Raw genomic sequence first — 13,634 nt, 5'->3', positions numbered from 1 at the left:
AGAGTGGGCTCGGTAAATAATGATATTAGGTCTTCTTAACGTATAAATATTAGCTTTCTCGCCGAAAAGTAGGTTTATATTCTGTGAGAACACGCGAGTAAAAATTGTAGGAAAAAGGATGATAAAAAAGCAGTCAGTTTGCGTATTAGGTGGCGGCAGTTTTGGTACCGCCTTGGCGAATATTATGGCGAATAATGGCTATCAGGTGAGCCAGTGGATGCGCAATGAGCAGCAGGTAGAAGAAATTAATCTGACAGGTTTAAATAGTCGTTATCTGCCTGGTGCGGAACTGCATCATGAGTTACTGGCGACCAGTAACTTAGAACAAGCGATCAAAGACAGCGATACTGTTTTTGTCTCTATCCCTTCTAAATCATTTGAACAAGTGGTTGAGCGAATCGCGCCTTTGTTAACGGCGGATAAGATGCTTATTAGCACTACAAAAGGTTTTAATCCAAATCGTTTTGAGCTGATGAGTGATATTTTACGTCGCAACCCGGCTACGCAAAAAATTGGTGTGTTAAGTGGTCCTAATCTGGCAAAGGAGATTGCGGCGGGTCAAATCACTGGATCGGTGATTGCCAGCAATGATGAGAAGGTTCGTGCTCGAGTGATTGAGCTGCTTAAGTCGAAGACATTTCGCGTGTATGAAAACGCAGACAGCACTGGGGTCGAGTTGGCTGGGGCGTTAAAAAATATTTATGCCATTGTGTGTGGTTTAGCGAAAGCGCTTAAAGTGGGTGAAAACACCATGGCAATGATCATGACTCGCAGCTTGGCGGAAATGAGCCGTTTTGCTGTGCATTTTGGTGCGAATCCGATGACCTTTTTAGGGTTGGCAGGTATGGGAGACTTGATTGCCACTTGCTCTTCTCCATTGAGTCGTAATTATCGTGTGGGTTTTGCGATCGGATCCGGGCAATCTCTTGAGTCTGCTGTAGAAGAAATTGGCGAAGTGGCCGAAGGGGTGAATACGCTACGTATGGTGGTCGAGGAAGCAAGTAAGCATCAGTTGTATATGCCATTGGCAGTGGGTTTGTCTAGGCTTTTATTTGATGGTGCTAAACTGGATACTTTAATTGGCTCAATGATGACAGGTGAGCAAAAATGGGATGTCGAGTTTGCGACAGATAAGGAGACAAAACATGGCTAAGCCAAGTTATACCGATCAAGGTTTTTGGTTACGATTAATTTATATGGTGTTGTATTGGTTGATTTTAAATATTGCCTTGACAGTGTTTGGCGCACTGATAGTGGTGGTGAGTCTCATAAGATTGCTCACTTCATCAAAGGCTGAGATGCTATCTGGTTGGCTGACAAGCGTGAGTATGTTTATTCGTCAGGCATGTCGCTTTTTGTCGTTTGAAGACGAGGAAAAACCCTTTCCATTTCAGCCTTGGCCTAAGGTGAATACTGATGAGCAAAACTAAGCGTTTATATGTACTGCGTCATGGTAATGCGCAGGCTTATGGTTTTGATAAAGATGCTTTTCGCGAGTTAACGCCTCTTGGTGTCGAGGAAGTGATTGCAACGGCTGGAGCGTTTCGAGAAAAAGGTGACCGGTTGGATGCTGTCTTTGTTAGTCCGTATGTTCGAGCTCAACAAACGGCGCAGCATTTTTTAACGGAGCTAAATCAAATCAACGACGACAATGATTCGCCTTTGGAAGGGCAAACATGCCAGCTGATTACGCCGAGCGGAAAAGCCTTAGATGTGGCGTTATGGCTAAATGAACAGCCCTATGAGTCTATTTTATTGGTGACTCATCAGCCATTTGCTTATCAATTGGTTGATTTGTTGTCGGATGCGCCGTTGCCACATGATTTTTCAATGATGACGGCATCATTAGCCGCCCTTGAAGGTGAGCTTTTTGCCACGGCTTGCTGTCAATTCCGGTGGTTTATTCCTCAGTGAGACGTTGGTTGTTAGCTGCGAGAAGAGGCCTCTTAAGTCATTTTGAATGTCGTGTTATGTATGTTGTTTTAAGGAGTAGGTTTCATGGGGAGTGATGTAGTTTTTAATCTGGCTCACACCAAAATCGCAGGGTTGCAAACGTTGTCATCCAACCCTTCTGCGGTCAAAGTTTTATGTTTGCATGGTTGGCTGGATAATGCCGCCAGTTTTAATTGTCTCACTCCTTATTTGTCTGGCTTTACTCATAGCTCTATTGATTTTGCCGGGCATGGTTTATCGGATCATCGTGCGGCAGGATCGTTTTATCATCTTTGGGATTATGCTTTAGACGTCGTTTCCATTCTGAATTTATCGAATCAAAGCACTTGGTTGATTGGTCATAGTATGGGAGGGGCGGTCGCCATGATTGTTGCTGCAATCGCTCCAGAAAAAGTGCGTGGTTTGGTGGTGCTGGATAATATGGGGCCTTTGACAACGAAACCTGCGGAGCGTGTTGCTATGCTGCAACGTGCTATTCAGCGTATGGCAAAACATCGCGAAGGTCGCTTTGCTCGCTACGAAACTCTGGATGATATGGTCAGTGCTCGAATGTATGGCTTTACCAGTTTGTCCCGTGAGGCGGCTAATGAATTGGTTGAGCGTGGGGCGATTCTAACCGATGACAATCTTTGGGGGTGGCGTCATGATCATAAGTTGTCTTTTCCATCCCCTTATAGAATGGATGAAGAGGGTGTAGCGGCGCTTATTGCTGAAATAAAATGCCCTGCTTTGTCCTTAGTAGCCAAAGAGGGAGTGTATGCAAATCAGGAAGGTGAGGCGTTTGTAAGAGCGCGTGCTGCTCAATTTCCTTGGATTAAACTTAAATGGTTAGAAGGGAATCATCATTTTCATCTGGAGCGTGATACGGCGCCAACGGTTGCAGAGGAAGTGAGGAAGTTCATTGATCAAAACTAACACCGCACAATGGTGGTTTAGCTGGCAGGTAAGGCTCATGGTCAATTTTAAGAAAGTTATGATTGCATGTTCAATGTTGGTGAGTAGCATCGCGTTGGCGGATTTAGCGAATATTGAGCCTTACCGAGGGGCTCAGTTAGTAAAAAGTGGTACTGATGACGTGTCTTTAATTGAAGTACCCTTAGGAAAGATTCGTCGATCTGGTCGTGGCTGGGAGCCAGAGTCAGTGATTCGGGTGAAAGGTGAAAATAGTTACTCCTTGTATAAAATTAATCGAAATGAACCCTTAAGCAGTGTATTGGCTTATTACAAATCCGTGATGCTCAAGGGAGATAGGCGCCTGTTGTTTGAATGTGATGGTCGTAACTGTGGCAGCAGTAATGCATGGGCTAATAATTTTTTTAAGCAGTATTTGTTGTATGGTGCTGATGATAATCAAATGTTGATGTCATTGCAGGATGGCCTTGGGGATTATCAAGTGCTGTATATTAATCAACGTGGTGCCGGTGACATAATGGTATGGATAAGCGATATTTCTACCAATGCAACCGGTAAGGCGGATTTTGAGGTGGCAGCACAGTTTGATGTCCAGGATATTCCAAGAATTCGTCGTTTTTTAAGCGATTTGTTGCCGAGTCAACACGTTGTGGGGTATGTCTCCAGTAAGGCTGAAGCAGGGTATAGTGCCTTGTCTCGAGGGGATCAGTTTATTAAACAGATACAACTAGGGATCGGCGAGAGATTACAGGCTAAAGTGCGCTTTATTAATGTGGCTGATATGGGACGAACGTCGCTTGGTCAGGATCGTGTTTCCTTTGTTTATATTTTACCCTAAGGCTTGTGAGTATGAAGAAAACAGTATCTTTGGTGCTGGGCAGTGGCGCAGCAAGAGGGTATGCGCATATTGGTGTCATAAATGCGATTGAAGATCATGGTTATGAGATTATCAGTGTTTCTGGCTGCTCTATTGGTTCGATCATTGGTGGGGTGTATGCGGCGGGGCGGTTATCTGATTTTTCGGAATGGGCGACTTCTTTAGATAAAGTGCGAGTGCTTCGCATGCTGGATATGTCATTTCGAAATGGGGCTTATATTAAAGGGGATCGTTTTTTTAAGGTGATTGAAGATATTATCGGTCGTCCTACTATTGAGTCGTTGCCGATTCCTTTTACGTCTGTTGCGGTGGATCTTCTCAATCAAAAAGAGTTTTGGTTCCAAAAAGGGGATCTCGTTGATGCAATGCGTGCTTCTTCTGCAATTCCTTCTATTGTGTCGCCTGTTGAACTGAATGGGCGAGTGTATGTGGATGGTGGAGTGTTAAACCCTTTGCCGATCATTCCAACAGTGTCGGCTGGTGCGGATTATTTGGTTGCTGTGGACCTTAATGGCCCTGCGCAAGAATTAACCTCTGAGTCTTTGGTCGAGCAGAGTAATACGCCTGAATGGTGGTCAACCTTTAAAGGATTGTTTGGTCGTCATAAATCCGATGAGGAGGAGCCGAAAGCTCCCTCAGCAAGCATGGGGCGCAAAAGTAATGTAACCAGCTGGGGGCGAATTCAAACCGTCAATATGATGTTTGAAACCATGCAAGAATCTTTGGCTCAGTACAAGCTGGCAGGGTATTCCCCCAATTTGTTGATTTCCATTCCTAAAGATCTTTCTGGTTTTTATGAGTTCTGGCGCGCCACTGAGCTGATAGAGTTTGGTTATGAGGTAACGGTGAAAGCGTTGAAAGAGCTTACCTCTGAAAACCCCATTCATTTCTCTTTTCCTAAAGGGGTGTGATAAGGGAAGACAACCCTTTTGAGGTGTCTTGTCTCCCGCTTTTCAGTCTCTTGCCTTAAGAGAAAGGCGAAATACCGTGTTGGCGCAACATTTTACAGAGAGTAATTAAAGGTAGGCCGATTAGGCTGGTAGGGTCATCGCCTTCCATTTTTTCAAAGAGGGCGACTCCCAACCCTTCACATTTAAAACTGCCCGCACAATCCAAAGGCTGCTCTATGCTGACATAACGGGCGACTTCTTCTTGGTTAAGTTCTCGAAAATATACATGATATTCGTTGAGTGTATAGGAATACGTCATTGTGTCTGAAGCCAAAACACCTAGCCCGGTTAAAAAAGTGACTTTTCGTCCACTAAAGCGTAATAATTGCGCGATAGCATTTTCCACAGTATGTGGTTTGCCTAGAATATGATCGTCTAATACGGCAACTTGATCGGAGCTGATAATGAGAAGGTCGTGATGGTTTAAGTCTTGGTAAACGGCTTGTGCTTTTTGCGTGGTTAGGCGTTTAACTAATTGCTCTGGTGTTTCCTGTTCTTTTGGACTTTCGTCAATGTCGGGTGAGTGACACTGAAATGCTAAATTGAGTCGTTCTAATAAGGCTTGACGATAAGGGGATGATGAGCCGAGAATGAGTTTTTTGGTCATAAAAAAATCGCTAGTTGATTAGAGAAGAGCGTTATTTTACGTTTTTTTCAGCTTGAAAGTGAAAAACAGTGAAAAAAAGGCCTTTGAATGCACTTAGACTTTGACAAGACGGACACTTGTCCATATTATTTGCCGCCATGTTGAATGACTCATTACCTAAATATTTTGACCCTCGCAAATACGCTCACCATGAGTCAGCGATTGAAGGGTACTTACCCCTTAACCAGCTTAAGGAGCTTTGTGCTGTCTTGGCGTCGGATGAGGGTGATGCGTTTATTCATCTAGACTTTAGAGTTGATGAAGATAGGCGCTACATTGCTACAGGTTCTCTGAAGACCGTTGTTCAGGTTGTTTGTCAACGTTGTATGGAGATGGTCTCACAGGAACTGACGGTCGATTTGTCGCTTGCTTTCGTTTATGACGAAGAACACGCGAAAAATATACCGAGTGATTATGACCCTGTTGTCATGACCGATGGTGAAATAATCTTGGCAGACATGGTGGAGCAAGAAATTATACTCGCTTTGCCTATCGTCGCCTATCATGAAGAAAGTGGTTGCAACCCAACAGCTGTAAAGTATGCCTCGTCTACCGATGACGCACCGGATGACGAACAAAAACCGAATCCATTTAGTATATTGGCTAATTTTAAGCCAAGTAAAAGTTAGGAGCTCCAAAAATGGCAGTACAAAAAAGTAAAGTGACACGTTCACGTCGCGGCCAGCGCCGTTCTCATGACGCTTTGACAAGTGCAACTCTATCTGTAGAACAGACTACTGGTGAACTTCACCGTCGTCACCACGTCTCTGCAGACGGTTTCTACCGTGGTCGTCAAGTTATCACCCCTAAAGGTGAGTAACTAAGATACCCATGATCAGGGTAGCTTTAGACGCTATGGGCGGGGACTTAGGTCCCCGCATTGCATTTGAAAGCGCACTTGAGGTGCTTTCTCAGTATCCTAATGTAGAAATTACTCTCTACTACTCTTCTCACTTAACGTCAGAATGTATCCCTCTAACTCATCATAGTCGATTAGTGCTTGTGCCTTGCTTGGATGAAATCCGTGCTGAGGATGATATTGTCTTGTCTTTGTTTAAACGTCGGGACAGCACCTTGTATCAAACCATTGCGAGTTTGCGGGGCGGTAAGGCGGATGTGGTGGTAACGTTTGGGAATACCGGAGCTGTGGTTGCTCTGGCGCGGCATTTGATGGGTGTAATTCGTCCTAAGTTGTATCCCGCATTGATTCGCGAGTTGCACGCTGAGCCGCTACGTTGTTTAGTGGACTTGGGGGCAAATGTTCATTGTCCACCGTCAATGCTAGAGGGGTTTGCGCAGCTTGGTGCGGCATATGTTGAAGTATTGAGTAACGAAGTGCCGAAGGTCGGTTTACTGAATGTCGGAGTGGAAAGTACGAAAGGCAGTTCTGTCATTCGTCAAGCAGACACATTGCTTTCTGGCAAAACATGGCCTATCTATTTAGGCTACGCAGAAGGAAGTGAACTGTTCCATGGTGAGAAAAATGTCATTGTATGTGATGGCATGGTAGGGAACGCTGTGCTAAAAGCGTCAGAGGGGTTGTTGTCTTTTCTGATGAAGCAGCTGAAGGAACAAGGTGGCGATCAATCGTTGTTCGAGACGTTTTACCAAACTAAGCGTCGACATGGGGCTTGCCTTGTGGGTGTGAACGGTAATTTGGTAAAGGGTCACGGTGGGTCGGATTTAGCGGCCATGATTGGGGCGATAGAGTACGGAATTGATATTGCGCAAGTGAATTTAGCTAAGGCTATCGCAGCGCGACTTGATAATGAGGAGTCTAAATGAGTAATGAGTTAGCTTTTGTTTTTCCTGGGCAGGGTTCCCAGCAGTTGGGCATGTTGGCGGATTTAGCTGAAAAGTATGACACTATTGGTCAGACCTTCGCGGAAGCGTCAGGAGTGCTTGGTTATGATTTATGGGACCTTGTTCAAAACGATGCAGATAAGCTAAATCAAACCGATAAAACACAACCCGCTTTGTTAACTGCCAGTGTTGCTTTGTGGCGTTTGTGGGAACAACAAGGTGGTCCAAAGCCTGCTTATGTTGCAGGTCATAGTTTGGGTGAATATTCCGCATTAGTATGTTCTGGTGTTATTACCTTTTTGGAGGCGGTTGAACTCGTTAAACTACGTGGAGAATACATGCTAGATGCCGTCCCTGCTGGTGAAGGGGCAATGGCGGCAATCATCGGCTTAGGGGATGATGAGGTCATAGCGGCCTGTCAAGCGGCGACTGGTGTTGTCAGCGCGGTGAATTTTAACTCTCCAGGCCAGGTAGTGATTGCAGGTCATGTGAAGGCGGTTGAAGAAGCAATGGCTCATGCTAAAGAAGCGGGAGCAAAACGTGCACTGCCTCTCCCTGTCAGTGTGCCATCTCATTGTGAGTTGATGGTACCGGCTGGTGAAAAGTTGGCGGAGAAACTTGCTTCGATCGAATTCCATGAGCCAACTTGTACTTTGGTGCAAAACTTCAGTGCGCAAGCGGTATCTGATGCTAAAGTAATTAAAGCCAATTTGGTGTCTCAATTGAGTGAGCCAGTATTGTGGACTCAATCCATTGAACTACTGGCTGGGTTGGGGGTGAAAACGACCTTGGAGTGCGGCCCTGGCAAGGTTTTATGTGGCTTGAATAAACGCATTGTTAAAGGCATGGCGGCTTCATCCTTAGGGGATTTAAGTGGCTTTGAGGCTGCAATTTCTGCGTAATTGGGGTTGTGAGAAGATTTTTTAGTACCATATAGCAACTAAGTAAATCGAAAATTGGAGACAATGATGAGTCTGGAAGGCAAGATTGCACTGGTAACAGGAGCAACGCGAGGCATTGGTAAAGCCATTGCGATTGCTCTTGTTCAGCAAGGTGCGACGGTCATCGGAACCGCGACAAGCGAGTCTGGTGCTCAAAGCATTAGCGAATATCTTGGTGAAAATGGCAAAGGCTGGGTGTTAGATGTTGCGTCTAGCGAATCTGTTGATGCGGTAATCAAAGAAATTAACGCAGAATATGGCGCGCCTACAATTTTGGTTAACAATGCGGGGATAACTCGTGATAACCTAATGATGCGCATGAAAGAAGATGAATGGGATCAAGTAATTAATACTAACCTAACATCTGTTTTTCGTGTCACAAAAGCTTGCTTGCGTGGCATGACCAAGGCAAAATTTGGTCGTGTTATTAGCATTAGTTCGGTCGTTGGTTCTATGGGTAACGGCGGACAGTCTAATTACTCTGCAGCTAAGGCAGGACTAGAAGGTTTTAGTCGTTCTTTGGCGGCGGAAATTGGGTCTCGAGGCATCACAGTTAACTGTGTTGCTCCTGGATTCATTGAAACGGATATGACTAAGGTGCTTCCTGAAGAGCATAAAGCGAATTTAGTATCAAAAGTACCAGCTTCGCGTCTTGGTCAACCAGAAGAAATCGCGGCGGCTGTCGCATTTTTAGCGTCTAATGGCGCAGCTTACATTACCGGTGAAACATTACATGTCAATGGTGGCATGTATATGTCGTAATTTGAGTTGAATTTTATATTTAATTCAACGAAAATACGTCTCCGGTTCATGTTGAGAATCACGCCTTTTAGTTTAGGTTGTCGAACATTATAATATTGCTCAAAATGAGCTATTAACGAGTAAAGTAGGAACTTCTAATGAGTAGCATTGAAGAACGCGTTAAAAAAATCGTATGCGAACAGCTTGGTGTTAAAGAGGAAGAGGTTGTCCCTTCAGCATCTTTTGTTGATGATTTGGGTGCCGATTCCCTAGATACTGTTGAATTGGTTATGGCTCTTGAAGAGGAATTTGATACTGAAATTCCTGATGAAGAAGCTGAAAAAATCACTACAGTGCAAGCAGCGAACGACTACATTAACGCTAACTTGTAATTTTCAGTGAATTGAGTTTCCCGAAAAGCCGCTTGTATTCGTTACAGCGGCTTTTCTTATTAATAAGTCCCTGAAGGTTTAGGGCTATTTTCGGAGGAATCCTATGTCGCGTCGTCGAGTCGTCGTCACTGGAATGGGAATGGTGACACCCCTTGGCAACAATGTAAAAGATACGTGGGATAATGTGTTGGAAGGGAAAAGTGGTGTCTCTGATATTGCTTCTTTTGACGCCAGCCAATTTTCTACGCGTTTTGCAGCTCAGGTGAAAGGCTTTGATGTGACTCAATATATGAGCGCTAAAGAAGCCCGTAAAATGGATCTTTTTATTCAATATGGTATTGCCGCTGCGGTACAGGCTATAGAGGATGCTAAGCTGAATGCAGAAACAGCGGATTTGACTCGCGTGGGCTGTGCTATAGGGTCTGGCATTGGTGGTTTGCCGATGATAGAAAAAAACCTTGACCTTTTAAAAGCATCTGGGCCTAAACGTATCTCACCTTTTTTTGTGCCAGGTGCCATCATTAATATGATTTCAGGTCATGTAGCGATACGATTTGGCTTTAAAGGGCCGAATATATCCATTGTGACAGCATGTACAACGGGGACTCACAACATTGGCATGGCCGCTAGGATGATTTCCTATGGGGATGCGGATGTAATGTTGGCTGGAGGGGCTGAAATGGCCATTACACCGTTGGGTATTGGTGGTTTCGGTGCGGCACGAGCCTTATCGACTCGTAACGACGACCCTAAGACAGCAAGTCGTCCGTGGGATAAAGATCGTGATGGTTTTGTGATGGGGGATGGTTCCGGGATTTTGGTGCTTGAAGAATATGAGCATGCTGTTGCTCGTGGTGCGACTATTTATGCCGAGTTGGCGGGCTTTGGCATGAGTGATGATGGTTATCATATTACGGCTCCTCCAGAAACGGGAGAAGGGGCGTTTGCTGCCATGAATGCGGCCATCAAAGATGCTGGTATCGCTTCTCACGAAGTGGATTATATCAATGCCCATGGTACTTCAACGATGGCAGGTGATTTGGCAGAAACACAAGCTGTAAAATTATTGATGGGGACTGATGCATCGGATGTGGCAATCAGTTCAACTAAATCGATGATCGGACACTTATTGGGGGCAGCAGGGGCTGTAGAATCGATTTTTTCTATTTTAGCCATCCGTGATCAGGTAGCACCGCCCACAATAAACTTAGAGGATCCAAGTGAAGGGTGTGACTTGAATTATGTGGCTTCGACCCCACAAAAGCGTAAAATTGATGTGGTGTTGAATAATTCATTTGGTTTTGGCGGTACAAATGGGACGCTTGTGTTTAAGCGAGTGTGATTTTAATCAGGGCAGCGCCACTGCCCTGAAGCGTTTGTTAATGTCGTTGTGTTAAGTCACCTCTGAGTACGCTGATTTCTTTTGAAATATTGTAAGTTTTGCCTTGTGAATCTAATTCATAGAGGTGTTCTTCAAGATGTTGATAAAGCGAAATTTCTTCATCCCCTAGGAAATGCAAACATTCGCCTCCAACAAACCAAAGTAGCTCTCTTTTAATGAGAGGGACTAGGTTGGGATAGCAACGAATAAAGCGTGATAGTAGCTCCTGTGCGTCAAATATATAGTCTACGCTGTTCGCTTCTATATTGGGCTCTAATTGGTCCCATTTTTCAAGAAAATCAACTTCTTCTTCGGCCAGATCTTCTCTATTGAATGGGTCGTGTTCAGCGATGCGTTGGCGTAGTTCTGTAAAAGCGTTAAGAATATATTGATTGCGAGATTCCACGTAAAAACCTATTTAAATGTAACGATTAAGTTGGCTATAGCCTAACGAGATATACCATTATGACATATGCAATTGAAATAAGTGATCTTAAAAAGCGTTATGAAGGTGGATTTGAAGCCCTTAAGGGAATAAGCCTTAATGTCGAAAAGGGCGATTTTTTTGCGCTGCTTGGTCCTAATGGGGCGGGCAAATCCACAACCATTGGTATTTTGTGCTCTCTGGTAAACAAGACCTCAGGGAAAGTGTCTATCTTTGGGGCCGATATTGATAAAGATTTTGCTAAGGCGAAACAGTACCTTGGTGTCGTGCCTCAAGAATTTAACTTCAATGTATTTGAGACCGTTTTTAATGTTGTTGTGACCCAGGCTGGCTTTTACGGAATCAGTAACCGAGTTGCTGAAGAGCGGGCTGAAAAATATTTAAAGCAATTGGATCTATGGGACAAAAGAAATGACCAGTCGCGCATGCTGTCAGGTGGGATGAAACGACGCTTGATGATTGCTCGTGCGCTGGTTCATGAGCCTGAAGTGCTTATTTTGGATGAGCCAACGGCGGGTGTTGATATTGAGCTACGACGTTCTATGTGGGAGTTTATCAAAAATCTTAATGAGCAGGGCACGACAATCATTCTGACTACCCATTATTTAGAAGAGGCTGAGCAATTGTGTCGTAATATTGCCATTATCAATAGCGGGCAAATTGTTGAGAATACTAGCGTCAAGGCGTTACTAAAAACCCTGAATCAAGAAACGTTTATTTTAGACCTTGATCAATCAGTGAGTGACGACTGGCATGTTGATGGCTATACAACAAAACTGAGTAAGGACTTATCTACTATTGAAGTAGAGGTGATCAAAGGGCAGTCGATTAATCATATTTTTAAAGCACTGGATGAGATTGGCGTTAATGTGATCAGTATGAGAAATAAATCGAATCGTCTCGAAGAGCTCTTCGTCAAATTGATTAAAGGTTAATTGTATGTCTAATTCGGAAATTTTTATCGCCTTTTATACTATTTTGCGTCGTGAAATACGTCGTTTCACTCGTATTTGGCCACAAACTTTATTGCCGCCAGCGATTACCATGTCTTTGTATTTCGCTATTTTTGGTAATTTGATCGGTAGTCGAATTGGTCAAATGGGTGGCTTTAGCTATATGCAGTACATTGTGCCTGGTTTGATTATGATGTCTGTGATTACCAACTCTTATTCGAATGTATCGTCCTCATTCTTCTCTGCAAAGTTTCAGCATAGTATTCAGGAACTACTGGTATCACCGACCCCTAATTGGGTTATTTTGGTGGGGTATGTGTTAGGTGGTGTGGCTCGTGGCCTGTTTGTAGGGGGTATTGTGACAATCTTGTCGTTGTTTTTTACTCATCTACATTTACAAAATTTATTTTTAACGATTGCAGTGGTGTGCTTAACGGCTATTATGTTTTCCCTAGGCGGATTTGTGAATGCTATATACGCAAGAAACTTTGATGATGTTTCTATTGTGCCGACGTTTATTTTGACCCCGTTGACCTATTTGGGAGGGGTTTTTTATTCGATCGACTTATTACCTAGCTTCTGGCAGCATGTATCGCTTCTAAATCCTGTTCTTTATATGGTAAATGCTTTCAGATACGGTATTCTTGGCGTTTCTGATATTAATGTATACATGGCGTTAGTGATTGTTGGCATTTTTATCGTAGTATTGTTTACATTTGGTTTGCATTTGCTTAATAAAGGCAAAGGCATTAGAAGTTGAGGAAATAAATATGGGCACTTTACCCTTAGGTCAGCAAACTGAATACGTTTCTGAATACGATCCAGGGTTGCTTTATCCCATTGCTCGAGTTGATAAATGGAAGGAAATGGGCGTCGCCTCTGAGCGCCTTCCTTTCTATGGCGAAGATGTTTGGAACGCTTATGAAGTCTCATGGTTAAACAGTAAAGGTAAGCCGATTGTTGCGTTGGCTGAATTTCGTTTGCCTTGCGATTCACCTAATATTATTGAGTCGAAATCGTTTAAATTGTATTTAAATTCTTTGAATCAGATGCGTTATGTTTCACAAGAAGAGGTTCAGTCGGTCTTGGAGAAGGATCTATCCAATGCCGCTGGTGCTGCTGTGACGGTGATTCTACGAGAAGTCGACTCCATGTCGTCTCTTGTCGTGCTCACACCTGACTATTGTATTGATGAGCTGGATGTTGAGATTGATGAATACCATCCCAATGCTAATCTACTGACGCTTGATCGGGACACTGGCATCGTTGAAGAACGTTTAGTCAGTCATTTGCTAAAATCAAATTGTCCTGTGACGAACCAGCCTGATTGGGGATCTGTGTTTATTGATTATAAAGGGCCACAAATTGATCATGAGAGCTTATTAAAATACATTGTGTCTTTTCGTGAGCACACGGATTTTCATGAGCAATGTGTTGAGCGCATCTATATTGACATTATGCGACAGTGTCAGCCTGAAAGTTTGATTGTGTATGCTCGTTATGTTCGCCGTGGAGGATTGGATATTAATCCATACCGCTCTTCTATGCCGTTGGTATTGGGTAATGATCGCCTGACAAGACAGTAGGTTGTTGCTCATATAGCTAGTAGATCAAAAAGCCACCTTGTTCAGGTATGACAA

General features: G+C 43.9%; 18 protein-coding genes. 16 read left to right on the top strand and 2 right to left on the bottom strand.

From position 1 onward, the window contains the following. Window positions 1–118: 118 nt before the first annotated feature. The 6 genes from JHD45_RS07385 (at window position 119) to JHD45_RS07360 (ending at window position 4,653) form a co-directional block, all read left to right on the top strand. Window positions 119–1,153, top strand: coding sequence for an NAD(P)H-dependent glycerol-3-phosphate dehydrogenase (locus tag JHD45_RS07385; protein WP_233407676.1), 1,035 nt, complete (start codon window positions 119–121; stop codon window positions 1,151–1,153). Continuing rightward, on the top strand, window positions 1,146–1,430 hold the full coding sequence (locus tag JHD45_RS07380; RefSeq protein WP_199475869.1) for a DUF4389 domain-containing protein: 285 nt from the start codon (window positions 1,146–1,148) through the stop codon (window positions 1,428–1,430). The genes JHD45_RS07385 and JHD45_RS07380 overlap by 8 nt, the downstream gene beginning before the upstream one ends. Continuing rightward, window positions 1,417–1,914: a SixA phosphatase family protein gene (locus JHD45_RS07375; RefSeq protein WP_199475868.1), complete on the top strand. Its 498-nt coding sequence runs from the start codon at window positions 1,417–1,419 to the stop codon at window positions 1,912–1,914. Before JHD45_RS07380 ends, JHD45_RS07375 begins: the two co-directional genes overlap by 14 nt. 84 nt (window positions 1,915–1,998) lie before the next feature. Further along, window positions 1,999–2,868 (top strand): alpha/beta fold hydrolase, encoded by an 870-nt coding sequence (locus tag JHD45_RS07370; protein ID WP_199475867.1) that lies wholly within the window; start codon window positions 1,999–2,001, stop codon window positions 2,866–2,868. A gap of 58 nt (window positions 2,869–2,926) precedes the next feature. Further along, entirely contained in the window at window positions 2,927–3,703 is a 777-nt protein-coding gene (locus tag JHD45_RS07365) for a DUF4892 domain-containing protein (RefSeq protein WP_233407674.1), read from the top strand. A gap of 11 nt (window positions 3,704–3,714) precedes the next feature. After that, window positions 3,715–4,653 carry a patatin-like phospholipase family protein gene (locus tag JHD45_RS07360; protein WP_199475866.1) on the top strand — a complete coding sequence of 313 codons (939 nt, stop codon included), beginning with the start codon at window positions 3,715–3,717 and terminating at the stop codon, window positions 4,651–4,653. A gap of 55 nt (window positions 4,654–4,708) precedes the next feature. Here JHD45_RS07360 and JHD45_RS07355 read toward each other — a convergent pair whose 3' ends face one another. Continuing rightward, on the bottom strand, window positions 4,709–5,299 hold the full coding sequence (locus JHD45_RS07355; protein ID WP_199475865.1) for a Maf family protein: 591 nt from the start codon (window positions 5,297–5,299) through the stop codon (window positions 4,709–4,711). 116 nt (window positions 5,300–5,415) lie between these two features. On the opposite strand from JHD45_RS07355, the gene JHD45_RS07350 reads away from it, so the two are divergent. The 7 genes from JHD45_RS07350 (at window position 5,416) to fabF (ending at window position 10,557) form a co-directional block, all read left to right on the top strand. After that, on the top strand, window positions 5,416–5,967 hold the full coding sequence (locus JHD45_RS07350) for a YceD family protein (protein WP_233407672.1): 552 nt from the start codon (window positions 5,416–5,418) through the stop codon (window positions 5,965–5,967). Between the two features lie 11 nt (window positions 5,968–5,978). After that, window positions 5,979–6,158: a 50S ribosomal protein L32 gene (gene rpmF / locus JHD45_RS07345; protein ID WP_013661159.1), complete on the top strand. Its 180-nt coding sequence runs from the start codon at window positions 5,979–5,981 to the stop codon at window positions 6,156–6,158. Between the two features lie 11 nt (window positions 6,159–6,169). After that, the gene (locus JHD45_RS07340) at window positions 6,170–7,123 is read left to right on the top strand and encodes a fatty acid synthesis protein (RefSeq protein WP_199475864.1); all 954 of its coding nucleotides are present in this window, start codon (window positions 6,170–6,172) and stop codon (window positions 7,121–7,123) included. Continuing rightward, window positions 7,120–8,043 carry an ACP S-malonyltransferase gene (gene fabD / locus JHD45_RS07335; protein ID WP_199475863.1) on the top strand — a complete coding sequence of 308 codons (924 nt, stop codon included), beginning with the start codon at window positions 7,120–7,122 and terminating at the stop codon, window positions 8,041–8,043. Before JHD45_RS07340 ends, fabD begins: the two co-directional genes overlap by 4 nt. Before the next feature lie 66 nt (window positions 8,044–8,109). Further along, on the top strand, window positions 8,110–8,844 hold the full coding sequence (fabG, locus tag JHD45_RS07330) for a 3-oxoacyl-ACP reductase FabG (protein WP_199475915.1): 735 nt from the start codon (window positions 8,110–8,112) through the stop codon (window positions 8,842–8,844). Window positions 8,845–8,981: 137 nt separating this feature from the next. Then, window positions 8,982–9,215 carry an acyl carrier protein gene (gene acpP, locus JHD45_RS07325; RefSeq protein WP_067017871.1) on the top strand — a complete coding sequence of 78 codons (234 nt, stop codon included), beginning with the start codon at window positions 8,982–8,984 and terminating at the stop codon, window positions 9,213–9,215. Window positions 9,216–9,318: 103 nt separating this feature from the next. Then, window positions 9,319–10,557: a beta-ketoacyl-ACP synthase II gene (gene fabF / locus JHD45_RS07320; protein ID WP_199475862.1), complete on the top strand. Its 1,239-nt coding sequence runs from the start codon at window positions 9,319–9,321 to the stop codon at window positions 10,555–10,557. 37 nt (window positions 10,558–10,594) lie between these two features. Here the strand turns inward: fabF and JHD45_RS07315 are convergent, their stop codons facing one another. Beyond that, window positions 10,595–11,002 (bottom strand): PA2817 family protein, encoded by a 408-nt coding sequence (locus JHD45_RS07315; protein ID WP_199475861.1) that lies wholly within the window; start codon window positions 11,000–11,002, stop codon window positions 10,595–10,597. Window positions 11,003–11,061: 59 nt separating this feature from the next. Between JHD45_RS07315 and JHD45_RS07310 the strand changes: the two genes are divergently transcribed. The 3 genes from JHD45_RS07310 to queF are packed head-to-tail and all read left to right on the top strand — an operon-like array spanning window position 11,062 to window position 13,580. After that, the gene (locus JHD45_RS07310; RefSeq protein ID WP_199475860.1) at window positions 11,062–11,976 is read left to right on the top strand and encodes an ABC transporter ATP-binding protein; all 915 of its coding nucleotides are present in this window, start codon (window positions 11,062–11,064) and stop codon (window positions 11,974–11,976) included. A 4-nt stretch (window positions 11,977–11,980) separates the two neighbouring features. Beyond that, complete coding sequence (locus JHD45_RS07305; RefSeq protein ID WP_199475859.1) at window positions 11,981–12,754, top strand: ABC transporter permease; 774 nt, start codon at window positions 11,981–11,983, stop codon at window positions 12,752–12,754. A 10-nt stretch (window positions 12,755–12,764) separates the two neighbouring features. Further along, window positions 12,765–13,580 carry an NADPH-dependent 7-cyano-7-deazaguanine reductase QueF gene (gene queF, locus JHD45_RS07300; RefSeq protein ID WP_199475858.1) on the top strand — a complete coding sequence of 272 codons (816 nt, stop codon included), beginning with the start codon at window positions 12,765–12,767 and terminating at the stop codon, window positions 13,578–13,580. Window positions 13,581–13,634 lie beyond the last annotated feature (54 nt).

The organism is Marinomonas spartinae (assembly GCF_016461715.1).
Classification (GTDB): Bacteria; Pseudomonadota; Gammaproteobacteria; order Pseudomonadales; family Marinomonadaceae; genus Marinomonas; species Marinomonas spartinae_A.
This window is presented reverse-complemented; position numbering and strand designations above follow the sequence as displayed.